We start from the raw sequence: 23,900 nt of genomic DNA on the forward strand, positions 1-23,900 counted from the left end.
CCCACCGCCGTACCGACTACTCCGTGCGCAGCCCGTCCGGTCGCATCAGCCGCAGCAGCGGCGGCAGGCTGAGCAGCGTCACCGCGAGGACGACGCCCGCGCCGGTGCCCGTCATCGACAGCACGCTCATCCAGTCCACGACGACCGGAGTGTCCGTCATCTTCAGCAGGACCACGCCCAGCGTCATCCCCACCACCGACGCCAGCAGCAGGCCCAGCGCGATCGGGATCGCCGTCTGCCACAGCACCGACAGGCTCAGCGTGCGGCGCCGGGTGCCGAAGGCGACCAGCGACGACAGCAGCTTCTTGCGGTCGCGCAGCTGCTCCAGTTGGGAGACCAGCAGGCTCGCGCCGATCAGTGCCATGACGGCGACGGCGCCGACGAACAGGCCGGTGCGGAGGGTGTCGTAGCGATCGGACGTCCGCGTGGAGGACCAGGCCATCGGCTGGGACAGCGGGTCCGCGGCCGCCGATGTGTTCCGCACCCGGTCGTACACGTCCGGCACGGAGGCGTCGAGCTTCAGGTACACCTGCCCCCGCAGTGCCGTCTGGGCGGCCGTGGGCAGCGCCTTCGGGGTGAGGAGGAAGCCGCCGCGCTCACGGCCCATCGGATCCATTCGCATCCCGGCCTGCTTCAGCCCCTGCGGCACGGTCCAAGCTGCTTCCTCCCGGCGCGGGCCGCCCTCGTACGACGGGTCGAGGAACACCGTACGGCCCGCGTCCTTCGCCAGCTTGCGGGTGTCCTCGTCGTACTCGGCGTTCGTGACGTAGAACGCGTCGCCGTCCCGGCACGAGGAGAGCTTGGCCACCTCACGCAGCGACGCGCAGTCGCCCACGGTCACCTCGGCACCCATGTTCGGCTCCTTGGGCCGCTCGCCCAGGTAGCCCTCGGCGTAGGCGTAGACCTGCCGGACGCCCTCGGTGTCCCGGAACTTCCCGGCCGCCGGGTCGAGTCGGGCGCCGCGGGACAGGGACACCTGAATCTGCGCCCGCTCCGTGTCGTACCCGGTGTTCTTCGTGTAGTCGTTCTCCACCCCGGCGAACAGCATCTGCAGCGCGATCGCCCCGGCGACCGCCACCGCCACGCCGTTGACCATGCGGGCCGCCGTGCCGCTGCTCAACTGGAGCCTGCGGACGGCCAGTTGCCAGGCCACGCCGCCCGAGCCGAGCCGGGCGACGACCGCCTCGACGACCCAGGGCAGCAGCGTGGTCACGCCGATGAGCAGCAGCAGTACACCGCCGATGACCAGGTACTCGTTGAAGGTGCCGCCGTCCCGGCCCTGCCCGATCATCGGCCAGAGCATCGCGAGACCGCCCAGCGGCAGCAGCAGCCGCCACCACAGCCGGCGGCGCGTGGGCTTCGCCGTACGCACCACACCGAGCGGCTCGATCACCACCCCGCGCATCGCGAACATCGTGACCAGTACGGCCGCCGCGGGGACCGCGATGCCGACCAGCAGGGCCAGCGCGGGGGAGGGGTTGAGGTAGCTCGGGAAGACGCTGACGTCGAACACCTCGACCGAGCCCGCGACCTCCCGACCGAGCAGGAAGAAGCCGGTGCCGAAGACCAGTCCGAGCACCGAGCCCGCCAGCGCCTCACCGGCCGCGATCCGCCGGGTCATCCGGCTGTCGGAGCCGACCAGGCGCAGCGCCGCCAGCCGCCGGTCGCGCCGCTCGCCGCCGAAGCGCACGGCCGCGGCGATGAAGACGGCGACCGGCATCAGCAGGACCACGAAGACGACGATGACCATGAGGATCAGCACGGGGTCGGTCCGTGTCTCGGTCGGTGTGGTGTCCCCGAACCGGTCGATACGGGCGACCCGGGCGCCGTCGATGTACGGCGCGAGGCCTCCGCCGCCCCGGAAGAAGGCGAGTTCGTGCGAGCCGATCAGCCCGGTCTCCTGGATGGTGCCGACGATCCGCTCCGGCAGCCGCTCACGCAGCAGCTTGGCGTCGTCCGACTCCAGCAGCCTCTTCAGCGCGGGGGAGACGACCATCTCGCCCACCGCCGGGAACTTCTCCAGCCCCGGCGGCAGCGGTGCCTTCGCCCCCTCGGGCTCCAGCTCCCGGCCGCGGATGTTCTTGTTCCGGAAGTCCGTGTCGACGTCCGCGACGACCAGGGTGCGGTCCGACTTCTTCTTCTCGGCGAAGCTGTAGTCGATGTCGGAGCGGGCGCTGTCCCGCTCGTGCCGCACCGACAGCATGTTCGGCACCGCCGTGGTCAGCAGCAGCAACGCCACCCCGAGCCCGACCCCGACGGCCGTCAGCAGGGCCCTGGTCCACCCCTCGCGTCCGCCGGCGACGGCGAACCGGACCCCCATGCCCAGATCCCGGGCCCACTGACCCATGCTCATACGACGCGCTCCATGTCCCGGGACTTGCCGTCCCGTACGACGATCTCGCGGTCGGAGTAGGCGGCCACGCGTGCCTCGTGCGTGACGAGGACGACGGCGGCGTTGGTGGAGCGCGCGGCGTCCGTCAGCAGATCCATCACGCGCTCGCCGTTGAGGGAGTCGAGCGCGCCGGTCGGCTCGTCGGCGAACAGCACGCGCGGGTTCGTCACCAGCGCGCGGGCGACGGCGACCCGCTGCCCCTGACCGCCGGAGACCTCGCCGGGCCGCTTCTTGCGCAGGTCGTCGACCTCAAGGCGTTCCATCCAGGTCAGGGCGGCCTTCTCGGCCTCCTTGCGGGAGGTGCCGTTCAGACGCAGCGGCAGCGCCACGTTCTCGACGCACGTCAACTCCGGCACGAGCTGCCCGAACTGGAACACGAACCCGAACTCGGAGCGGCGCAGCGCGCTGCGCTCGGCGTCGGGCATGGTGGCCAGCTCGCGCCCGTTGTAGGTGATGGAGCCCGAGTCCGGCGGCACGATGCCGGCGAGACAGTGCAGCAGCGTCGACTTGCCCGAACCGGAGGGGCCCATGACGGCGACGACCTCGCCGGGGTGGATAGAGAACTCGGCGCCGTCGAGGGCGACGGTCGGGCCGTAGGCCTTGCGCAGATCCTCGGCAGCGAGCAGGGAACCGGGTGGCGGAGTCACTTGGCGACCACCTCGGCCAGCTTGTCCAGACGCGCGGCGGTCAGCTCCAGCCAGCGCAGATCGGCCTCCAGGTGGAACAGGGCGTGGTCGCAGATGAGCTGGTCGGCCAGATCGCCCTTGCGCTTGCGGTCGGTGAGGATCCGCATCATGCGCAGATGCTCGGCACGCTGGGTGTCGAGGATGTCGGCGGCGTCGCGCCGGGTGAGCAGGGCGAGGACGACCTTGGTGTAGAGGGTCGACTGGAGGTACGGCTCCGGCTTCTCGGGCGTCGCGAGCCACCGCTGTACGTCGGTGATGCCGGCGTCGGTGATGGCGTACCGCTTGCGCTCGGGCCCGCCGCCGGGCTCGATCCCGTCGACCTCGACGAGGCCGTTCTTCAGCAGCCGGGACATCGTCGAGTAGACCTGGCCATAGTGCAGCGGCCGGTCGTGACCGAACTTCTCGTCGAAGGCCCGCTTCAGGTCGTAACCGTGGCGGGGGCCCGACTCCAGGAGCCCTAGAAGGGTGTGACCGATGGACATGGCGAGGACTCTACACGGGGTGTATACGCCCTATGTATACGCCTGGTGTGCAGATCATGGCCGAGGGTGCTCAGGCCCAGGTGGGGGCCCATTGTCACGGTTCTGCTACTGCGGCTCGGGGGGCTGTGCGGGCGGGCGGCCACGCCGTGGGATCGGCTTGGCCTCACCCGGCAGCCGGCCCGCCTCGGCGAGGGCGCGCCGCAGCAGGAACTCGATCTGGGCATTGGCCGAGCGCAGTTCGTCCCCGGCCCAGCGCGCGAGCGCCTCGTACACGGCCGGGTCGAGCCGCAGCAGCACCTGCTTGCGCTGCGGCCGACCTTGAGGGGCCGAGCCCCCGGAGGGAACCGTCACTGGTAGAGCGTCCCGGTGTTGAGGACCGGCTGCGGGGACCGGTCACCGCACAGCACCACCATCAGGTTCGACACCATCGACGCCTTCCGCTCCTCGTCCAGCTCCACGATGTCCCGCTCGGAGATCCGCGCGAGCGCCGCCTCGACCATGCCCACCGCCCCGTCGACGATCTGCCGCCTCGCCGCGACGACCGCCCCGGCCTGCTGCCGCTGGAGCATCGCGGAGGCGATCTCGGGAGCGTACGCGAGATGCGTGAAGCGGGACTCGATGATCTGCACCCCGGCCGCCTCCACGCGCGCGTGCAGCTCGAAGGCGAGCTTCTCGGTGATTTCCTCCGCGTTCCCGCGCAGCGACAGACCGGTCTCGTCATGGGCGTCGTACGGGTACTCGATGGCGATGTGCCGTACGGCCGCCTCGGTCTGAGTGGCCACGAACTCCAGGTAGTTGTCCACCTCGAAGGTCGCCTGCGCGGTGTCCTCGACCTTCCACACCACGACCGCGGCGAGCTCGATCGGGTTGCCGTAGGCGTCGTTGACCTTCAGTACGGCCGTCTCGTGATTGCGCACCCGGGTCGAGATCTTCGTACGGGACGTGAGCGGGTTCACCCAGCGCAGACCGTCCTGCCGGATCGTCCCGCGGTACCGCCCGAAGAGCTGGACGACCCGCGCCTCGCCCGGCGCGACCATGTTCAGCCCGCACATGGCGAGAACGGCGGCGATGATGACCAGGACGCCGGCGATCACCAGCGCGGCCTGGCCGCCCGCCGCGGGTGTGGCCGGGGCGCTGAGGATCAGCCCCAGTCCGACCACCAGCCCGGCCAGCGCGAGCAGCAGGGCGCGCCCGCCGCCGATGCTGTGCGCCGTGAACTCGCGGACCTGTGGGGTGGGCATCTCGGGTATGTCGGCGTTGGTGTGGGCGTCGGCGGGTGAGGGTGCGGTGTGGTCGGTCGGCATGGTGGTCCCCCGTTTCATGCGGCTCGCATCTAGCTTGGGTCTATCCAAGTGATATCACTTTACCCCGCCCGAGCAACCCTCTACACCTCTCAGCCGTCGGTTCCGGTGGGACAGGTGCTGATTGTCACGTCCGTAAAAGGCCGGATCGGCCGGCCTTTGTCACATCTTCCGGTGTTAGCTTTCTGAGCTGACCTGAGCGGCGAACCTGTGTGGCGGACGCGCACACGAGAACGAAGCGGAGCGGAACGGACCCATGGGACGAGCGGAAGAGAGACGAGCGCGGCAGCGCGGCGGCCGCCGCGCGGCACCACGGCGTTCGTCCGGGACGCCGTCGAACACCGAGGGCAGCCCTTCGACCACCGTGATCGGCGTACCGTCGGACGCAGTCGGAGGCCGTGCCGCGGCCCGGCGTGCGGCCAAGGGCAGGGGCGGTGACGGCAAGGGCCGAATACGCAGGCTGTTCACCTGGAAGAAGATCCTCGGCACGTTCCTCGGCGTCTGTCTGCTCGGCATCGGCGCCTTCATCGCGCTGTACCTCGCGGTGGACGTGCCCGACGACAACGCCGCCGCTCAGGCCGCCCAGCGCCAGAGCAATGTCTACAAGTACAGCGACGGCTCGACCCTGGCCCGCGACGGCACGGTCAACCGCGAGATCGTGGACCTGTCGAAGGTGCCGAAGAAGGTCCAGTACACCTTTGTCGCCGCCGAGAACAAGAGCTTCTACCACGACAACGGCATCGACCTGAAGGGCACGGCCCGCGGTGTGCTCAACACGCTGATGGGCAAGGGCGCGCAGGGTGGTTCGACCATCACCCAGCAGTACGTCAAGAACTACTACCTCAGCCAGGAGCAGACGGTCAGCCGCAAGCTCAAGGAGATGGTCATCTCCCTGAAGGTCGACCGCCAGATGTCCAAGGACGACATCCTCGCCGGCTACATCAACACCAGCTATTACGGCCGCGGCGCCTACGGCATCCAGGCCGCCTCCCAGGCCTACTACCGCAAGGACGCCGACAAGCTCAAGGTCTCGGAGGGCGCGTACCTCGCCGCGCTGCTCCAGGCGCCGAGCCAGTACGACTGGCAGGCGGCGTCCGACACCGGCAAGCGGCTGGTCACCAACCGCTGGAACTACGTCCTCGACAACATGGTCGAGGAGGGCTGGCTGACCAAGGCCGAGCGCCAGACCATGACCAAGCTCCCGGTGCCGAGGGAGCCCAGGCCCACCGCCGGCCGGGAGGGGCAGAAGGGCTATCTGATCGAGCTCGCCAACCGTCAGCTGGAGGACCAGCTGATGAAGGAGCAGGGCATCACCCGCTCCCAGGCCGAGGCCGCCGTCGTCGACCAGGGCTGGACCATCACCCTGAACATCGACAAGAAGAAGCAGGCCGCGCTGGAGAAGGCCGCCAAGGAACAGCTGACCAGCAAGCTCGACAAGAAGAAGCGCAAGGTCGACGGGAACGTCCAGGCGGGCGCGGTCTCCGTCGATCCGAAGACGGGCAAGGTCGTCGCCCTGTACGGCGGCGTGGACTACTTCAAGCACTACACGAGCAACGCGACCCGCACCGACTACCAGCCCGCGTCGACGTTCAAGCCGGTGATCCTGGCCGCCGCCCTTGAGGAGAGCGCCCAGACCCGCTCCGGCAAGCCGATCACCGCGAACACGATCTACGACGGCACCAGCAAGCGCCAGGTGCTGGACGCCGACGGCGACAAGGTCGGCTTCGCACCGGAGAACGAGGACGACCGCGACTACGGCGACGTCACCGTCCAGACGGCGATGAACAGGTCCGTCAACTCCGTCTTCGCGCAGATGGGCGTCGACGTCGGCATGAAGAACGTCATGGACGTCGCCGGCAAGCTCGGCATGGACACCGAGAATGAACAGGCCGTCCCGGCACAGACCCTGGGCACCATGGGCGCCAGCCCGCTGCAGATGGCCGGGGTGTACGCCACCCTCGACAACCACGGCAAGAAGGTCACGCCCAGCATCCTCAAGGCGGCCGAGCACAACAGCCGTACGGTCACCATCCCGAACCCGGTCGGCGAGCAGGTCATCAGCGAGCAGGCCGCGGACACGGTCACCTCGGTGCTGACGGGCGTCGTCAACGACGGTACGGCCCAGCAGTCCGTGGCGAACAACCCCAAGCGCGACGGCCAGAAGGTCGCCGGCAAGACGGGCACGTCCGACGACAACAAGTCGGCCTGGTTCACCGGCTACACGCCCGACCTGGTCACCTCGGTCGGCCTCTTCGGCGAGGACGCCAAGACCCACGCGCAGACCAAGATGTACGGCGCCGGGGGCTTTGACCGCGTCAACGGCGGCGGCTTCCCGGCGCAGATCTGGTCGGCGTACATGTTCGGAGTGACGGACACCGACGCCAAGTTCGACCTCGACACCGACCAGGGCGCCGCGGTCCAGCCGACCTGGACGCCGACCCCGAGTCAGGAGCCGACGACCGAGGAGCCGACGGAGGAGCCGACCACTCAGGAGCCGACGGAGGAGCCGACGACCCAGGAGCCGACCGAGGAGCCGACGACCGAGCCGCCGACGGAGGAGCCGACGACCGAGCCGGCCCCGACTGTCCCGACGGACGAGCCGACGGACCCGATCACCCTGGACCCGGGCAGACCCGACAACGACCAGTAGGACGCCGGTCAGCCCCGGTTCAGCTCGAACCAGACGACCTTGCCGGTGCTGAGCCGGGTGGCTCCCCAGCGCCGGGCGAGGCGGTTGACGAGGTACAGCCCGCGCCCGCCTTCGTCGGTGGCGCGGGCCTGGCGCAGACGGGGCAACTGGGGCACGTCGTCGCCGACCTCGCAGCGCAGTACGTCGGTGCGCAGCAGCCGCAGGGTGACGGGCCGGGAGGCGTACCGCACCGCGTTGGTGACGACCTCGCTGACCAGCAGCTCGACGGAATCGGTGAGTTCCTCCAACCCCCAGCGGGACAGCGCACGCCGCGCGAGGCGCCGGGCACGCCCCGGCGCCGCGTCCTCGGGCTCCAGGAACCAGTACGCCACATCGCTCGGCGCGATGCCGTCGAAGCGGGCGGCGAGCAGGGCGATGTCGTCGTCCCGGTCGCCGGGGCCGAGCATGTCGAGGACCTCGTCGCAGAGGGCTTCCAGCGGCGGCGGGTGATCGGGTCCGGTGAGCTGGGCGGTGGCGGCGAGTTTCTCGCGGAGCTGCTCTATGCCGGTCCAGACGTCACGCAGCCGGGACTCGACCAGGCCGTCGGTGTACAGGAGCAGCGTCGCTCCGGCCGGTGCGTCCAGCTCTACGGCCTCGAAGTCGACGCCGCCGACACCGATCGGCGCGCCGGCGGGGACGCGCAGCACCTCCGCCCGGCCGCCGAGGTGCAACAGGACCGGTGGCGGATGGCCGGCGTTGGCGATGGTGATGCGGTGCGAGACCGGGTCGTAGACGGCGTAGAGGCAGGTCGCCATGCGGTCGGTGCCGAGGCGCTGGGCCTGTTCGTCGAGGTGGTGCAGGACTTCCTGCGGGGGCAGATCGAGACCGGCGAGGGTCTGGGCCGTCGTCCGCAGCTGGCCCATGATGGCCGCGGAGGTCATGGAGTGCCCCATGACGTCACCCACCACCAGCGCGACGCGGCTGCCGGGCAGGGGGATGGCGTCGTACCAGTCGCCGCCGACGCGGGCCGTCTCGGCGGCGGGGAGGTAGCGGGAGGCCAGGCGCACGCCGGTGGGGCGAGGCAGGGTCTCCGGGAGCATCGTGCGCTGCAGCTCGTCGGCGATGTAGGCCTCGCGGCCGTACAGCACCGCCTTGTCGATGCCGAGTGCGCTGTGGGTGGCGAGTTGGGCGGCGACGAGGAGGTCGTCGGGTTCGAAGGCGAGGCGCTCCGGGCGGCGCAGGAAGACGGCGGCGCCGATGACGCGGCGGCGGCCCCGGAGTGGGGCGAGGATGGCTCGCTGGCCGTCGGGGATGATCGACTGGCCGTCGTCGCCGAGGAGTTCGGGCAGGGCGGCGCGGGCTGCGGGGGCGTCGGCGAAGACGGGGCGTACGCCGCGCAGGACCTCGGCGAGGGCGCCGCCGGGCCGTACCTCGCACAGTTCGGCGGTGACGGTGGCCAGCTCGGTCGGTTCCGGCTGCTGCTGGGCCGGCAGGAAGCCGCCCTCGGTGTCGCGCTCCTCCGGGATGCGGTCGGTGCGGCGCAGACGCAGCACGACCGGGCCGGTGGGGCGTTCGTCGCCGACCGGCAGCGGGTCGCGCAGATAGACCAGGATCGCGTCGGAGAAGGTCGGCACCGTCGCCCGGCACAGCCCCATCACGATCTCGTCCAGGTCGATGCCGCGGGCGATCCGCCGGGTCGCTGCGCCCACGAAGCGCAGCCGGTCACCGTCCCGCCGCATGGGTGTCGGCCGGCCGGGCTGCACGGTCCCTCCGGTGCGCCGCTCGGCGGAGCCCGGCGGCTGCTCGATGCCGGGCTGTGGCGGGATGGCCTCCGGGACGGGCCGCGGCCGGTGGGCGTCGGGCTCGGCGGCGACGGAGGGCTGCGAGTGCTCGGGGCCGTTGCCGGCGATGACTGGGGGCTCCTTGCTCGGGCCGGGCGGCGTGGTGGTGCCCGGCGTGGAGGGGGTGTCTCCGGCGCGTGCCTGCGCGGATTGCGCGGATAAGGCGCTGCCGCCGCCGGGGGTGTGGGGCGGCGTGGTGTGCGTCGTCGACGGTGTCGAGGCGCGCACGAGCGCCCCGCGGGCCTCCGCGGGGTCTGCACCCGTCTCCGGGCGTTCGAACGAGGTCGGCTGCTCCGTCACGCCTTTCGAATCCATCCGTCCGGGGCTGCGCGCCGCCCGCGCAGTTCGTCCCGCCGAAACTCCGATACCCGGAATACATGCCCCAGGAACGGAATTCCCGCGTGGCCAGAGGCAGTTCCTGTGCAGCCGGAGGACCTACTGCGGCCCCTGCCGGCGTTGCCCTGGTAACCCTCGCTCACGTCCTGCCGCCCCTCGGTGACGATCGGTCAAGCCCGGCGCGCACTCCGGTAGTTGCCCTGTGCGCCCTTGCGGAGGACGATCCTACGTTTGTTGCCCGGGGGCGCATCAAGGGTCTCATGAGGACATGTGCGCGGGCGTGCGATCCCAGTCCTCAGGCAAAGAAGGTACAGCCCAGGAGGGATCCGGGCGCCAGTTCTGCCACCCGTCGCCGAACGGCGGCCCCCAGACGCGGATCGTCTCCACCGCCGCACGCCCCGCCTCCCGCACCCGCGCGGCAACCCTCTCGTCCATCAGTCCGTCCCGCTGGGCCTGTGCGAACTCGTCCTCGTCCCGCCAGTGCCAACTGCGGTCCGGGTGCACGGAGATGTCCAGGAAATGGTCCTCGGAGTCGACCCCGCCCGCCCAACGGGCCAGCGGCTCCTCAAGGTTCACGTACCAGTTCTTGAACCGCCACCCCGGCTCCCAGAACAGCCACACCGACCACGGCTCACCGGGCCGCGCCAGCTTCAGCACACCCGTCCCGAACCACCGGTCGCGCTGGACGGAACGCGGCTTGGTGTACCGCGTCTCCAGGGGTTCCTGGTGCACCGACGTCCCGTCGGCGAGCACCGGCTTGACGCACTCGGTGCCCGGGGCGAGCCATACGGCGAGGATCTCGGCGTCGTCGCGCACGACGGTGACGGGACGCGCGATGTGGAAGCGACGGCCGGCGTTCTCCCGGTACCGCCACAGGATCTGTGTCCCGGGTGCCCAGAAACCCGTCGAGCCGCCCGCTTCCACTTCCGTCGACATCGCTCCACCGTCTGCCATGAACAGATTTTAGGTGCCACAGGCATACGACGCTGCGGCGCCCGTCACGGTTCACACGGCCGTGACGGGTGGTTACGGCCTTGTCATCCGCAGGACGTCGAGCGCCTCGTCCAGCTGCGCGGCCGTGAGGTCCCCACGCTCCACATAGCCGCCCTCCAGGACGACTTGGCGAATCGTCTTCCGCTCAGCGAGGGCCTTCTTGGCGACCTTGGCGGCCTCCTCGTACCCGATGTACTTGTTGAGCGGCGTGACCACGGACGGTGACGACTCGGCGTACTCAAGGGCGCGTTCGCGATGCGCGACGATGCCGTCGACGGTGCGGTCGGCGAGCAGCCGGGAGGCGTTGGCCAGCAACCGGATGGACTCCAGGACGTTCTTCGCGATCACCGGGAGCATCACGTTCAGCTCGAAGTTGCCGGCGGCTCCGGCGGTGGCCACGGTGGCGTCGTTGCCGACGACCTGCGCGGCGACCATGAGCACGGCCTCCGGGATGACGGGGTTGACCTTGCCGGGCATGATCGACGACCCGGGCTGGAGATCGGGGAGGGAGATCTCGGCGAGCCCGGTGCGCGGTCCGGAGGCCATCCACCGCAGGTCGTTCGAGATCTTGGTCAACCCCACCGCGATCGTCCTGAGCTGCCCACTGGTCTCGACGATGCCGTCCCGGGCGCCCTGCGCCTCGAAGTGGTCCCGTGCCTCGGTCAGCGGCAGCCCGGTGGCGTGGGCCACCTCCTCGATGACGGCGGCGGAGAAGCCGGGGGGTGTGTTGATGCCGGTGCCCACCGCCGTGCCGCCGAGGGGGAGTTCGGCGAGGCGGGGGAGGGAGGCGGTGAGCCGCTCGACGCCGTACCGCACCTGGGCGGCGTATCCGCCGAACTCCTGGCCCAGCGTCACGGGCGTGGCGTCCATGAGATGGGTCCGCCCGGACTTCACGACATCGGCGAACTCCTCGGCCTTGCGCTCCAGGGAGGCGGCGAGGTGCTCCAGCGCCGGGATCAGATCGCGGGTGACGGCTGCGGTGGCGGCGATGTGGATGGAGGACGGGAAGACGTCGTTGGACGACTGGGAGGCGTTGACGTGGTCGTTGGGGTGGATGTCCCGGCCCAGGCGGTCGGTCGCGAGCGTGGCGATGACCTCGTTGGTGTTCATGTTGGACGAGGTCCCGGAACCGGTCTGGAACACGTCGATCGGGAAGTGCTCGTCCCAACGCCCCTCCGCGACCTCACCGGCCGCCTCCTGGATCGCGTCGGCGATGTCCTTGTCGAGCACCCCCAGCCGCGCGTTCACCTTCGCTGCGGCGCTCTTGATCCGGGCCAGGGCCTCGATATGGGCACGTTCGATGCGCTGCCCGGAGACGGGGAAGTTCTCGACGGCACGCTGAGTCTGGGCCCGCCACTTGGCGTCCGCCGGGACGCGGACCTCGCCCATGGAGTCGTGCTCGATGCGGTAGTCGCTCATGGGAGGTACAGCGATCGGGAGGGCGGGGATGTTCCGGGGGTTGGGCTGGGTGGGGGGTGGGGGGACCGGGGAGGGTTTCTTCGCCCCCGCCGCCCCTACCCGTCCCATCCTGGGGCTCCGCCCCAGACCCCGCTCCTCAAACGCCGGAGGGGCTGAATTCCAGCGACCGCCGGAGGGACTGGACTTTCAGCTGACGACGGAGGGTGAGGTTTTTCAGCCCGTCCGGCGTTTGAGGACGAGGCCCGTTCAGGGCCGAAAGCGGGGGTCCGGGGGCGGCAGCCCCCGGGTACGGGACGGGTAGGGGCGGCGGGGGCGAAAAAACAAAACAATCCGCTCGCCCCGACCACAACCCCTACGCCACCCCCGGCCCCCGCACCGGAATCGACGTGAACGTCGGCGCAGGCGCCGGGTCCTGGAAGAAGTCGTTGCCCTTGTCGTCGACGACGATGAATGCCGGGAAGTCCTCGACCTCGATCTTCCAGACGGCCTCCATGCCGAGCTCCTCGTACTCGACGACCTCGACCTTCTTGATGCAGTCCTGGGCGAGCCGGGCGGCGGGCCCACCGATGGAGCCGAGGTAGAAGCCGCCGTGCGCGTCGCACGCGTCCGTGACCTGCTTGCTCCGGTTCCCCTTCGCGAGCATCACCTTCGACCCGCCCGCCGCCTGGAACTGCTCCACATAGGAGTCCATACGCCCGGCCGTGGTCGGCCCGAAGGACCCGGACGCGTACCCCTCGGGCGTCTTCGCGGGACCGGCGTAGTACACCGGGTGGTCCTTCAGGTACTGCGGCATCTCCTCACCCGCATCCAGCCGCTCCTTGATCTTGGCGTGCGCGATGTCACGGGCCACGACCAGCGGACCGGAGAGCGAAAGCCGGGTCTTGACCGGGTACTTGGTCAGCTCGGCGAGGATCGTGTCCATCGGCTGGTTGAGGTCGATCTTCACGACGTCGGACGACTCGTCGAGGTGCTCGTCCGTCGTCTCCGGCAGGAACCGCGCCGGGTCGGTCTCCAGCTGCTCCAGGAAGACACCCTCGGCAGTGATCTTCGCGACGGCCTGCCGGTCGGCGGAGCAGGACACGGCGATGGCGACCGGGCAGGACGCGCCGTGCCGGGGCAGCCGCACCACCCGTACGTCATGGCAGAAGTACTTGCCGCCGAACTGCGCCCCGATCCCGATCTTCTGCGTCAGCTCGAAGACCTTCTCCTCCAGGTCCTTGTCCCGGAAGCCGTGCCCGAGCGGCGAGCCCTCGGCCGGGATCTCGTCGAGGTAGTGCGCGGAGGCGTACTTCGCGGTCTTGAGGGCGTACTCGGCGCTCGTACCGCCGACGACGATCGCCAGGTGGTACGGCGGGCACGCGGCCGTACCCAGCGAACGGATCTTCTCCTCCAGGAACTTCATCATGGAGGCCTCGTTCAGGACGGCCTTGGTCTCCTGGTAGAGGAAGGACTTGTTGGCGGACCCGCCGCCCTTCGCCATGAACAGGAACTTGTACGCGCCGCCGTCCGTCGCGTAGAGCTCGATCTGCGCCGGCAGGTTGGACCCGGTGTTCTTCTCGTCCCACATGGTGAGCGGGGCCATCTGCGAGTACCGCAGGTTGAGGTTCAGGTACGCGTCGTAGATGCCGCGCGACAGGGCCGCCTCGTCGCCGCCCTCCGTCAGCACGTTCTGCCCGCGTTTGCCCATCACGATCGCCGTACCGGTGTCCTGGCACATCGGCAGGACACCCGCCGCCGCGATGTTCGCGTTCTTCAGCAGGTCGAGCGCCACGAACTTGTCGTTGCTCGACGCCTCGGGGTCGTCGATGATGCGGCGCAGCTGGGCGAGGTGGGCCGGGCGGAGGTAGTGCTGGATGTCGTGGATGGCCTCCTCGGCGAGCTTGCGCATCGCCTCGGGCTCCACCTTGAGGAACGTCCGCCCGTCGGCCTCGAAGGTGGAGACACCCTCGGAGGTCACCAGCCGGTACGGGGTGGTGTCCTCTCCCATGGGGAGCAGATCGGTGTACGCGAACTCAGGCATCTCAGCCCATTCCTCACTCGACAGACGGCACCGCCTCCATTGGCGGCCCCATCAGCGTAGAACCTGTCCAAGGCCGGAAGTTTGTGAGGTAAGGCTCAGTTCGTCATCCGAAGATCGTCACCCAGATCATCACCTCGCAGGGGTATCGCGATCTATCGTGTCTTCGGTACGCTGCTGCCGTGGACCTTCAGAAGCAGACCGCGCCCGCTGCCACCGCCGAGCCCCGCGCCACCGAGCTCCGTGCCTCCGACGCCGATCGCGACCGGATCGCCGACATCCTGCGCGACGCCCTGGCCGAGGGCCGCCTCACCGCCGACGAGCACGCCGAGCGGGTCGAGGGCGTGCTGGCGGCGAAGACGGTCGGCGAACTGGACGCGTTCATACGGGACCTGCCCGCCGCCCACCACGGCCACGCGCACCGCCCGGCCGCCCCCCGCCCCGCCCCGGGCGCGATCCCGGCCGAGCCCGACGACAATGTGGTGGCCGTCTTCAGCAGCGCCGTCCGCAAGGGCCGCTGGCGCGCGGGCCGCCGTATCCATGCGTACGCGATATTCGGCAGCGTGGAGATAGACCTCAGCGAGGCCCTCTTCGAGTATCAGCACGTCATGATCCGGGCGATCTCGGTCTTCGGCAATGTCGAGGTCCGCGTCCCGGAGAACGTCTCGCTGCGCGGCACCGGCGGCGGTGTGCTGGGCAACTTCGAGGTGGATCACTTCGACGCGGAGGATCCTCGGGCGCCGGTCGTCCATGTCGACGGCTGGGCCGTGCTCGGCAACATCGAGGGCAGGCCGAAGCGGGGCAAGCTCGTCGCGGACATCCTCGATCGTGTGCAGCGCAAGGTCGACAAGAGTTTGCGCAAGCATCTGGATCGTTGACGGTTGTGAATCGGACCGCCCGACTCCGGCTACGGGGCAGATGAACGGCCGCACAGCGGCGCGCAGGACCCCCCGAAATCCAGCGGTTCGGAACTGACTGCATAGGCGCGCGCACAGCGGGTAGACCTTGCTGCATCGTCTCTCGCTCGCGAAGCCGTCGTCAGGAGTAGACCGTGCTGCAACCGCCGCATTCGTCCCTGCAGGTCGCTGCCGTTCCGGCCCAGCGGGTGCCGACGCGAGACAGGGACCAAGACGCCCCGTGGCATACGGAGGCAGTGTGCCGCCGCGACGAGGCCGGCCTGTTCTTCGCCCCCTCCAAGGAACCCACCGCGGCCCGTCTCTCCCGTGAGGAGGCGGCCAAGCGGGTCTGCGCCCGCTGTCCCGTCATGGTCGAGTGCCGCGAGCACGCCCTCCTCCAGCCCGAACCGTACGGCGTCTGGGGCGGCCTCACGGCAGCGGAGCGCCGCGTGGTGCTGGCCAGGCGCCGTCGCCGCGACATGGAGCTGAACAAGGCGGCCCGGGCGACGAACCGGATAGCGCAGGCGGGCTGAGAAGCAGACATTGGACAGGGCGCCCCCTCCGCACCGGGGGCGCCCTGTCGGCTGCGTGTCTCGGCTTTCACCGAGGGGCGGGTGACCGCCCCGCTCTCACTTCGCCCTGTCGAAGTCGATCGCGCTGTACGCCCGCAGCTTGCTCAGCCGGTGCTCGGAATCGATCCTCCGCACCGTCCCCGACTTCGACCGCATGACGATCGAGTCGGTCGTGGCGTTCTCCGACCGGTAGCGCACCCCGCGCAGCAGCTCGCCGTCCGTGATGCCGGTCGCGACGAAGAACACGTTGTCCCCGGCGACCAGGTCGTCGGTCATCAGCACCCGGTCCAGGTCGTGCCCGGCGTCGAGCGCCCGCTGCCGCTCCTCGTCGTCCTTCGGCCAGAGCTTGCCCTGGATGGTGCCGCCGAGGCACTTCACGGCACAGGCCGAGATGATCCCCTCGGGCGTACCGCCGATGCCGAGCAGCATGTCGACGCCGGTGCCCTCGCGCAGCGCGTAGATCGACCCGGCGACATCGCCGTCGGAGATCAGCTTGATGCGCGCACCCGCGTCCCGGATCTCCTTGATGATGCCCTCGTGCCGGGGCCGGTCCAGGATGACGACGGTGACGTCCTCGGGCGTGGACCGCTTCGCCTTCGCGACCCGCCGGATGTTCACGGCCACGGGCGCGTCGATGTCGACGAAGTCGGCGGCCTCGGGGCCGGTGACCAGCTTGTCCATGTAGAACACGGCGGACGGGTCGAACATCGACCCGCGGTCGGCCGCGGCCAGCACGGCGATCGCGTTCGGCATGCCCTTCGCGGTGAGCGTGGTGCCGTCGATCGGGTCGACGGCGATGTCGCACTCCGGCCCGGTCCCGTCGCCGACGCGCTCCCCGTTGAAGAGCATCGGCGCCTCGTCCTTCTCGCCCTCACCGATGACGACGACGCCGTTCATCGACACGGTGGAGACGAGGGTCCGCATGGCGCGCACCGCGGCGCCGTCGGCGCCGTTCTTGTCGCCGCGCCCCACCCAGCGGCCGGCGGCCATCGCCGCCGCCTCGGTCACACGGACCAGCTCCAGGGCGAGGTTGCGGTCGGGGGCTTCACTGGGTACTTCGAGTTCGGACGGCAGATGATGATGATTCTCGGTCATCGAGGCGCACCTTTCTGATACGACGACGGCCGGATGAGGGTGACTGCCCTGACTCTATCCTCGGGCGCGCAGGATGAGCAGGGGGCCCCACGGATGAGCGGGCGGGGCACCTGCGACGATAGGGGGCGTGGCAGGTTCGAACGGTAAGCAGAAGTCGGTCCGCAACATGGTCCTCTCGCTCGGAGTGACCGTGCTCGCGGCGGGAGTCATCTACGTCTTCGTCCCGCATGAGGACGGCGACCCCGACCTCCCGCGGGTCGACTACCGCGTCGAACTGCTCACGGCCAGGCGTGCCGCGTCCTACCCGGTGGTCGCGCCCGAGGGACTGCCCGCGTCCTGGAAGCCGACGTCCGTCCGCTTCGACGGCGCCGACTTCGACGCCTGGCACCTCGGCTTCCACACCTCCGGCGGGGACTACGTGGAGGTCAAGCAGTCGGCCGAGAAGCCGGCCACGTTCCTGGAGGAGACCACCCAGGGCGGCGAGGCGACGGACGTCACCGAGAAGATCGGCGACCGGACCTGGACCCGGTACACGGGCGGCCGCTACGACGCGCTCGTGCACCAGGAGAAGGGCGCGACGACCGTGGTGGCGGGCACGGGTTCGTTCGAGCAGCTGACGCAGATGGCGAAGGCGCTCAAGGCGGGCTGACCCCCACGCGTACGGAGAAGGCCCCCGGCGATCGCCGGGGGCCTTTCGTGTGCGCGGTCGGGTCGGTTCAGACCGTGGTGACGACCTGGTCGAACTCCAGGCGCGGGGAGCGCGGGTACCAGGCGTCGGCGCCCGGCCTGCCGATGTTGACGACCATCAGCGGGGTGTGGTCGTCGTCCAGGAACTCCTTGCGGACGCCCTCGAAGTCGAAGCCGGTCATCGGGCCGGCGGCCAGCCCCGCGGCGCGGACGCCGACGATGAAGTACGCGGCCTGGAGGGCGGCGTTCATCCCGGCGGCGCTCTCACGGGCCGGGCGCTCGCTGAAGAAGACGTCCTTGGCCTGCGGGAACGCCGGGAACAGGGTCGGCAGCTCCTCGTGGAACTCGTTGTCCGCGGCGAGGATCGCGACCAGCGGGGCGCTCGCGGTCTTGGCCTGGTTGCCCTCGGACATGTGCCGCACCAGACGCTCCCGGGCCTCGGCGGAGCGGACCAGGGTGATGCGCAGCGGGGTCTGGTTGAAGGCGGTGGGGCCGTACTTGACCAGGTCGTAGATCGCCTGGACCTGCTCCTCGGTCACCGGCTCGTCGGTGAAGGAGTTCGCGGTGCGGGCCTCGCGGAACAGCAGGTCCTGGGCGGCGGGGTCAAGAACGAGAGACATGCGTGAACCTTCTCGGGTTGTGCGTGTGCGTCGTGGTGGGCGGTAAGCGGACCGGGGCCCGCTTACGATGACGACAGTACGCGAGACAAGTTCAAGGTTCAACAAAACGCAGGGCGTGGTGATCCGCTTCACAGCCTCATCAGGGAGGGCGAACCTCCAGGACCGCCCCTAGGACTCGTCCCCGGCACTCTCCCCCGCGGCCTCCGCCTCGGCCTCCTCGGCCAGCGCCGCGTCCAGCCGCGCCCGCGCCCCGTCCAGCCAGCGCCGGCACACCTTGGCCAGCTCCTCGCCCCGCTCCCAGAGCGCGAGGGACTCCTCCAGCGTCGTACCGCCCGCCTCCAGCCGCCGTACGACCTCGATCAGCTCGTCCCGGGCCTGCTCGTACCCGAGTGCCTCTTCCACCTTGCTGGTCATGCGCCCACCCTATGCATCCGCTTGTGCGTCGACTCGTACGGAGAACTCACCCTCGGCGACCCGCGCGCGCAGCACCTCGTCGGCACTCACCTCGCCCGGATCCCGGACCACATGCCCGTCGGCCCGCTGCAGCACCGCATACCCCCGCTTCAGGGTCGCCGCGGGGGAGAGGGCCACCACGCGCGCGTGCGTGTGCGTCAGCTCGGACTCGGCGCGGTCGAGGTGATGGCCCAGGCAGCGGCGGCCGCGGTCGAGCAGGGACGCCACATGATCGGCACGCTCGTCGATCATCCGGTGCGGATCCTCTATCGAGGGCCGCGCGAGGGCGTGCGCCAGCCCGCGCTCCTCCCGCTCGACGATCCCCTCCACACACCGCCGCGCCCGGTCGCGCAGCATCCGCACCCGCTCGTACTCCTCCCCGACGTCCGGTACGACCTTCTTCGCGGCGTCGGTCGGGGTGGAGGCGCGCAGGTCGGCGACATGGTCGAGGAGGGGGTTGTCGGGCTCGTGCCCGATGGCGGACACCACCGGCGTACGGCACGAGGCGACGGCCCGCACGAGCTGCTCGTCGGAGAAGGGCAGCAGATCCTCGACGCTGCCGCCGCCGCGGGCGACGATGATCACATCGACGTCGTCGATCTCATCGAGCTCCTTGACCGCCTGCACGACCTGCGGCACGGCGTGCACCCCCTGCACGGGGACGTTGCGCACCTCGAAGCGGACGGCCGGCCAGCGATGGCGGGCGTTCTCCAGGACGTCCCGCTCCGCGGCCGAGGCCCGTCCGCAGACCAGCCCGATGAGCTGAGGGAGGAAGGGGAGCGGCTTCTTCCGCTCCGGTGCGAAGAGCCCCTCGGCGGCGAGCGCCTTCTTCAGCATCTCCAGCCGGGCGAGCAGCTCACCGACGCCGACCGGCTTTATCTCCGTGGCGCGCAACGAGAGCTGACCGCGCGGGGCGTACCACTCGGGCTTCGCCAGCACGACGACCCGGGCGCCCTCGCTCACCACATCGGAGACGGCGTCGAACACCTGCCGATAGCAGGTCACGCTCACCGAGATGTCGTACGACGGATCCCGCAGCGTCAGAAACACCACGCCCGCGCCGGGCCGCCGCGACAACTGGGTGATCTGCCCCTCGACCCACACCGCCCCGAGCCGGTCGATCCACCCCCCGATGAGCCGTGACACCTCACCGACGGGCAGGGGGGACTCCGGGGTCGTGTTCACAGCCATGCGGCGAGCGTAACGGCCGCCACCGACAACGAGTGCGGGGACGGCCCGGGCCGCGTCGCCTCCGTCATCCGACGTACGCTCCACGGTCCCGCCCCGCCACCTCCCGCACCCCCCGGCCCCGCCCGCCCCACCGTCCCCCACCCTTCACAACCCGGTGCCGGTCTCCTCGTCAACCCGTCACCCACGCGATCTCCGGGCCCCCCAACGCACCCTTACGATGGGACGCATGACTGCTTCGCCTGGCCGCCGTGTCCTGCTCGCCGCCCCCCGTGGCTACTGCGCGGGTGTGGACCGCGCCGTGATCGCCGTCGAGAAAGCCCTGGAGCAGTACGGCGCTCCGGTGTACGTCCGGCACGAGATCGTCCACAACAAGTACGTCGTGCAGACCCTGGAGAAGAAGGGCGCCATCTTCGTCGAACGCACGGAGGAGGTGCCGCCGGGCAACATCGTGATGTTCTCGGCGCACGGCGTCGCCCCCGTCGTCCACGAGGAGGCCGCGCGCGGCCGGCTCGCCACCATCGACGCGACCTGCCCGTTGGTCACCAAGGTCCACAAGGAAGCCGTCCGCTTCGCGAACGAGGACTACGACATCCTCCTGATCGGGCACGAGGGCCATGAAGAGGTCATCGGTACGTCCGGTGAGGCCCCCGAGCACATCCAGCTCGTCGACGGCCCGGGCGATGTCGCCAAGGTCGAGGTCCGCGACGAGTCGAAGGTCGTCTGGCTCTCCCAGACCACGCTGAGCGTGGACGAGACGATGGAGACCGTGGACGCGCTGCAGGAGAAGTTCCCGCAGCTCATCTCCCCGCCCAGCGACGACATCTGCTACGCCACGCAGAACCGCCAGCTCGCCGTGAAGCAGATGGGCGCCGAGGCCGAGCTGGTCATCGTGGTCGGCTCGCGCAACTCCTCCAACTCCAAGCGGCTGGTCGAGGTCGCCAAGCTGGCGGGCTCGCGCGAGGCCTACCTCGTGGACTTCGCCAGCGAGATCGACGAGGCCTGGCTGGAGGGCGTGACCACGGTGGGCGTCACCTCGGGCGCCTCCGTGCCGGAGGTGCTGGTCGAGGAGGTCCTGGAGTGGCTCGCCGGGCGCGGTTACGGCGATGTCGAGCTGGTCAAGGCGGCCGAGGAGTCGATCACCTTCTCGCTGCCGAAGGAACTCCGCCGTGACCTGCGCGAGGAGGCGACGGCACTGATCGCCGAGCGGACCGGAACCGGAGACTCCGGCGACTCCGGGGAGTGACTGTCAGTCCTCCGTCGTAACGTAGGGCCATGCAGATCTTCGGCTTGGACATCGGTGGATCCGGGATCAAGGGTGCCCCGGTGGACCTCGACAGAGGCGATCTCGCTCAGGAGCGCTTCAAGGTGCTCACGCCGCACCCGGCCACACCCGACGGGGTGGCCGACGGTGTGAAGCAGGTCGTCGAGCACTACGGCTGGACGGGGCCCGTCGGTCTCACCTTCCCCGGCGTGGTCACCGGCGGATCCACCATCCGCACGGCGGCCAACGTCGACAAGAGCTGGATCGACACCGACGCGCGCACCCTGTTCAGCGACCGCCTCGGCGGCCACTCCGTGACGGTGGTCAACGACGCGGACGCGGCGGGCGTCGCCGAGATGCACTTCGGCGCGGGCCGTGACCGCAAGGGTGCTGTGATCCTCCTCACCTTCGGCACGGGTATCGGCAGCGCCCTGTTCATCGACGGCCGCCTGGTCCCCAACACCGAGCTGGGCCACCTCGAACTGCACGGCCATGACGCCGAGAAGCGCGCCTCCAGCAAGGCCAAGGAGGACGAGGAGCTGACCTGGGAGCACTGGGCGCACCGCGTCCACAAGTACCTCGCCCATGTCGAGATGCTGTTCTCCCCGGAGCTGTTCATCATCGGCGGCGGTGTGAGCCGCAAGGCCCACAAGTTCCTGCCCTACATCAAGGGCATCAAGGCGGAGATCATCCCGGCCCAGCTGCAGAACAACGCGGGGATCGTGGGCGCCGCGATGCACGCGGCGGAGTCGGACGGGTAGGGGCGGGCTGGGTGGCCGGGGCTGCCGGTCACGACGGTCGACGGCGGGCCGCCACCCGCCGGGCCACCAGCCGGACTCTCCGTACGATCACGACGACACCGGCGATCAGCGTCCCCCCGTACAGCCAGCCGGCCTCGGTGGCGAGGGCGGTCACCAGCCCCATCAGGTACCCGCCGACGCCCCCACCGTCGCCGACCAACGGCAGCAGCCCCAAGGCGAACGCGATCGGCACCACCACCGGCGCGGTCAGCAGATCGCCCTCCCGCACCCATACGGCGGTCAGCGCGCACACCGGGAGGAACAGCACGCCGTAGACGGTGAGCGACCCGAAGAGCAGCGAGTCGAGCCAGCCGAGCAGCAGCATCACGGCACCGCAGAACAGCCCGCTGCCCAGTCCCGTGAGCCGGGGCTCGGGAAACCGGCGTAGCGGCACCTGCGGCGCGGGGGCCGGACGCCGTACGGCCGCGGCGGCCTGCTCCGCACTCGGCCGCCGCTGGGAGACGGGCCGGTTGGAGCGGGCGGGCGGGGCGGAGGAGGGCCGCCGATACGACCGGGTCGCCCAGACGGACCGCCCCGAACGGCTCACACGGCCACCACCCCCACTGTTCTTGCTCCCGTACGTGTTCCCACGCCCCTCGCCCCGCTCCACACCATCCCCGTCCGGCGCGAATCCGCGCTCGCCCCGAGTGGACCCGCCCTCGCGCCGCCCCGTACCACCCCCACCCCGCACCGCCTGTGGCGGCAACGGAGGCGGTGTACCGCGCGGCGACTCATATCCGGCAGGTCGCGCCCTGTCTTGCTCCACTGGTCCAACCTAGGTCGGTTTATGTGGCGAATCGGCCCTCGGACACGCCTAGGGGCGGACCTTGGCCAGGTGTTCGACAGGGCGCCGGGGCCGGGCGCGGCACGCCGTAGACTGGTGGATCGGCCCGTGCATCTGAGTCGCGTCGTCCGACCGAAGACGGACCGGGCCCCAGCCAGCCCCAGAAGTCCTCTCCAGTCCTCTCACGTACGGGAAGTCGCAACGTGTCGCTCACGATCGGAATCGTCGGTCTGCCGAATGTCGGCAAGTCGACCCTGTTCAACGCCCTGACCAAGAACGACGTGCTGGCGGCCAACTACCCGTTCGCCACGATCGAGCCGAACGTCGGCGTGGTCGGCGTCCCCGACGCCCGGCTGACGAAACTGGCCGAGATCTTCGGTTCCCAGCGGATCCTCCCGGCGACCGTCGACTTCGTGGACATCGCGGGCATCGTGCGCGGCGCGTCCGAGGGCGAGGGCCTGGGCAACAAGTTCCTGGCGAACATCCGTGAGTCCGACGCGATCTGCCAGGTCATCCGTGCCTTCAAGGACGAGAACGTCGTGCACGTCGACGGCAAGGTCTCCCCGAAGGACGACATCGAGACGATCAACACCGAGCTGATCCTCGCCGACCTCCAGACCATCGAGAAGGTCCTGCCCCGCCTCCAGAAAGAGTCGCGGATCAAGAAGGACGTCGTCCCGAAGGTCGCGGCGGTCGAGGCGGCGAAGGAGATCCTGGAGAAGGGCGACACCCTCTTCTCCGCGGGCATCGCCCAGGGCTCCGGCAACGAGGAGCTCCTGCACGACCTGCACCTCCTCACCACCAAGCCGTTCCTCTACGTCTTCAACGTCGACGAGGACGAACTGGTCGACGACGACTTCAAGAACGAGCAGCGCGCCCTGGTCGCCCCCGCCGAGGCGATCTTCCTCAACGCCAAGCTGGAGGCGGACCTCGCCGAGCTCGACGAGGAGGACGCGATGGAGCTGCTGGAGTCGGTCGGCGCGGAGGAGCCCGGCCTGGCGACCCTCGCCCGCGTCGGCTTCAACACCCTCGGCCTGCAGACCTACCTCACGGCCGGCCCCAAGGAATCCCGAGCCTGGACCATCAAGAAGGGCGCCACGGCCCCCGAGGCCGCCGGCGTCATCCACACCGACTTCCAGAAGGGCTTCATCAAGGCCGAGGTGATCTCCTTCGCCGACCTGGTGGAGACCGGGTCGGTGGCGGAGGCGCGTGCCAAGGGGAAGGCGCGGATGGAGGGCAAGGACTATGTGATGCAGGACGGGGATGTGGTGGAGTTCCGGTTCAACGTGTAGTGGCTGGCGTACCACCACGTCGCTGATCTGGCTCTGGTAGACATGCAGGTCAGGAGGGGTTCGGTCCTTCGGGATCGGACCCCTTTGTCGATCGTGGGGTTCTCTACTAACATCGATGTTGCTAACAATGTTGTTAGTGTCATGAGTGGAGGT

At 69.9% G+C, this 23,900-nt stretch carries 21 protein-coding genes; 7 read left to right on the top strand and 14 right to left on the bottom strand.

Annotation, left to right across the window (positions count from 1 at the left end; all coding sequences use genetic code 11):
• Positions 1-16: 16 nt before the first annotated feature.
• The 5 genes from IE325_RS09565 to IE325_RS09585 form a co-directional block, all read right to left on the bottom strand.
• Positions 17-2,353, bottom strand: coding sequence for an ABC transporter permease (locus tag IE325_RS09565; RefSeq protein WP_190069351.1), 2,337 nt, complete (start codon positions 2,351-2,353; stop codon positions 17-19).
• Positions 2,350-3,039, bottom strand: a complete 690-nt coding sequence (locus tag IE325_RS09570; RefSeq protein ID WP_190069352.1) for an ABC transporter ATP-binding protein — start codon at positions 3,037-3,039, stop codon at positions 2,350-2,352. Before IE325_RS09570 ends, IE325_RS09565 begins: the two co-directional genes overlap by 4 nt.
• Entirely contained in the window at positions 3,036-3,560 is a 525-nt protein-coding gene (locus IE325_RS09575; RefSeq protein ID WP_062150424.1) for a PadR family transcriptional regulator, read from the bottom strand. Before IE325_RS09575 ends, IE325_RS09570 begins: the two co-directional genes overlap by 4 nt.
• 105 nt (positions 3,561-3,665) lie before the next feature.
• Complete coding sequence (locus tag IE325_RS09580; protein ID WP_190069353.1) at positions 3,666-3,911, bottom strand: type II toxin-antitoxin system antitoxin; 246 nt, start codon at positions 3,909-3,911, stop codon at positions 3,666-3,668.
• Entirely contained in the window at positions 3,908-4,864 is a 957-nt protein-coding gene (locus IE325_RS09585) for an SPFH domain-containing protein (RefSeq protein WP_190069354.1), read from the bottom strand. Before IE325_RS09585 ends, IE325_RS09580 begins: the two co-directional genes overlap by 4 nt.
• 253 nt (positions 4,865-5,117) lie before the next feature.
• On the opposite strand from IE325_RS09585, the gene IE325_RS09590 reads away from it, so the two are divergent.
• Positions 5,118-7,511 carry a transglycosylase domain-containing protein gene (locus IE325_RS09590; RefSeq protein ID WP_190069355.1) on the top strand — a complete coding sequence of 798 codons (2,394 nt, stop codon included), beginning with the start codon at positions 5,118-5,120 and terminating at the stop codon, positions 7,509-7,511.
• 8 nt (positions 7,512-7,519) lie between these two features.
• On the opposite strand, the gene IE325_RS09595 is transcribed toward IE325_RS09590, so the two are convergent.
• The 4 genes from IE325_RS09595 to IE325_RS09610 form a co-directional block, all read right to left on the bottom strand.
• A complete protein-coding gene (locus tag IE325_RS09595) occupies positions 7,520-9,646 on the bottom strand; it encodes an ATP-binding SpoIIE family protein phosphatase (protein ID WP_190069356.1) in 2,127 nt (708 codons plus the stop codon).
• 279 nt (positions 9,647-9,925) lie between these two features.
• The gene (gene fomD, locus IE325_RS09600) at positions 9,926-10,621 is read right to left on the bottom strand and encodes a cytidylyl-2-hydroxypropylphosphonate hydrolase (protein WP_190069357.1); all 696 of its coding nucleotides are present in this window, start codon (positions 10,619-10,621) and stop codon (positions 9,926-9,928) included.
• Positions 10,622-10,693: 72 nt separating this feature from the next.
• The gene (locus IE325_RS09605; RefSeq protein WP_190069358.1) at positions 10,694-12,079 is read right to left on the bottom strand and encodes a class II fumarate hydratase; all 1,386 of its coding nucleotides are present in this window, start codon (positions 12,077-12,079) and stop codon (positions 10,694-10,696) included.
• A gap of 352 nt (positions 12,080-12,431) precedes the next feature.
• Positions 12,432-14,099, bottom strand: coding sequence for a fumarate hydratase (locus tag IE325_RS09610; protein ID WP_190069359.1), 1,668 nt, complete (start codon positions 14,097-14,099; stop codon positions 12,432-12,434).
• A 179-nt stretch (positions 14,100-14,278) separates the two neighbouring features.
• Here IE325_RS09610 and IE325_RS09615 point away from each other — a divergent pair, with 179 nt between their 5' ends.
• Together IE325_RS09615 and IE325_RS09620 are read left to right on the top strand one after the other, a co-directional pair.
• On the top strand, positions 14,279-14,974 hold the full coding sequence (locus IE325_RS09615) for a DUF1707 SHOCT-like domain-containing protein (RefSeq protein ID WP_190069360.1): 696 nt from the start codon (positions 14,279-14,281) through the stop codon (positions 14,972-14,974).
• 173 nt (positions 14,975-15,147) lie between these two features.
• Positions 15,148-15,525, top strand: coding sequence for a WhiB family transcriptional regulator (locus IE325_RS09620; protein WP_190069361.1), 378 nt, complete (start codon positions 15,148-15,150; stop codon positions 15,523-15,525).
• Between the two features lie 96 nt (positions 15,526-15,621).
• Here IE325_RS09620 and glpX read toward each other — a convergent pair whose 3' ends face one another.
• Positions 15,622-16,659 carry a class II fructose-bisphosphatase gene (gene glpX / locus IE325_RS09625; RefSeq protein ID WP_190069362.1) on the bottom strand — a complete coding sequence of 346 codons (1,038 nt, stop codon included), beginning with the start codon at positions 16,657-16,659 and terminating at the stop codon, positions 15,622-15,624.
• A gap of 127 nt (positions 16,660-16,786) precedes the next feature.
• On the opposite strand from glpX, the gene IE325_RS09630 reads away from it, so the two are divergent.
• Positions 16,787-17,308, top strand: coding sequence for a DUF4245 domain-containing protein (locus tag IE325_RS09630; RefSeq protein ID WP_190069363.1), 522 nt, complete (start codon positions 16,787-16,789; stop codon positions 17,306-17,308).
• Positions 17,309-17,375: 67 nt separating this feature from the next.
• Here the strand turns inward: IE325_RS09630 and IE325_RS09635 are convergent, their stop codons facing one another.
• The 3 genes from IE325_RS09635 to xseA all read right to left on the bottom strand — a co-directional run bounded on the left by IE325_RS09635 (position 17,376) and on the right by xseA (position 19,610).
• Positions 17,376-17,966, bottom strand: coding sequence for a malonic semialdehyde reductase (locus IE325_RS09635; protein WP_190069364.1), 591 nt, complete (start codon positions 17,964-17,966; stop codon positions 17,376-17,378).
• Between the two features lie 168 nt (positions 17,967-18,134).
• Positions 18,135-18,380, bottom strand: a complete 246-nt coding sequence (locus IE325_RS09640; RefSeq protein WP_190069365.1) for an exodeoxyribonuclease VII small subunit — start codon at positions 18,378-18,380, stop codon at positions 18,135-18,137.
• Between the two features lie 9 nt (positions 18,381-18,389).
• Complete coding sequence (gene xseA / locus IE325_RS09645; RefSeq protein ID WP_190069366.1) at positions 18,390-19,610, bottom strand: exodeoxyribonuclease VII large subunit; 1,221 nt, start codon at positions 19,608-19,610, stop codon at positions 18,390-18,392.
• A 226-nt stretch (positions 19,611-19,836) separates the two neighbouring features.
• Between xseA and IE325_RS09650 the strand changes: the two genes are divergently transcribed.
• Together IE325_RS09650 and ppgK are read left to right on the top strand one after the other, a co-directional pair.
• Positions 19,837-20,853 (top strand): 4-hydroxy-3-methylbut-2-enyl diphosphate reductase, encoded by a 1,017-nt coding sequence (locus tag IE325_RS09650; RefSeq protein ID WP_190069367.1) that lies wholly within the window; start codon positions 19,837-19,839, stop codon positions 20,851-20,853.
• Between the two features lie 29 nt (positions 20,854-20,882).
• Positions 20,883-21,632 carry a polyphosphate--glucose phosphotransferase gene (gene ppgK / locus IE325_RS09655; protein WP_190069368.1) on the top strand — a complete coding sequence of 250 codons (750 nt, stop codon included), beginning with the start codon at positions 20,883-20,885 and terminating at the stop codon, positions 21,630-21,632.
• 28 nt (positions 21,633-21,660) lie between these two features.
• Here ppgK and IE325_RS09660 read toward each other — a convergent pair whose 3' ends face one another.
• A complete protein-coding gene (locus IE325_RS09660) occupies positions 21,661-22,218 on the bottom strand; it encodes a DUF6542 domain-containing protein (protein ID WP_229911736.1) in 558 nt (185 codons plus the stop codon).
• Positions 22,219-22,658: 440 nt separating this feature from the next.
• On the opposite strand from IE325_RS09660, the gene ychF reads away from it, so the two are divergent.
• Positions 22,659-23,747 (top strand): redox-regulated ATPase YchF, encoded by a 1,089-nt coding sequence (gene ychF / locus IE325_RS09665; protein WP_190069370.1) that lies wholly within the window; start codon positions 22,659-22,661, stop codon positions 23,745-23,747.
• Positions 23,748-23,900: the final 153 nt, after the last annotated feature.

Origin of the sequence: Streptomyces lanatus (genome assembly GCF_014655715.1) — a bacterium.
GTDB classification, from domain to species: domain Bacteria; phylum Actinomycetota; class Actinomycetes; order Streptomycetales; family Streptomycetaceae; genus Streptomyces; species Streptomyces lanatus.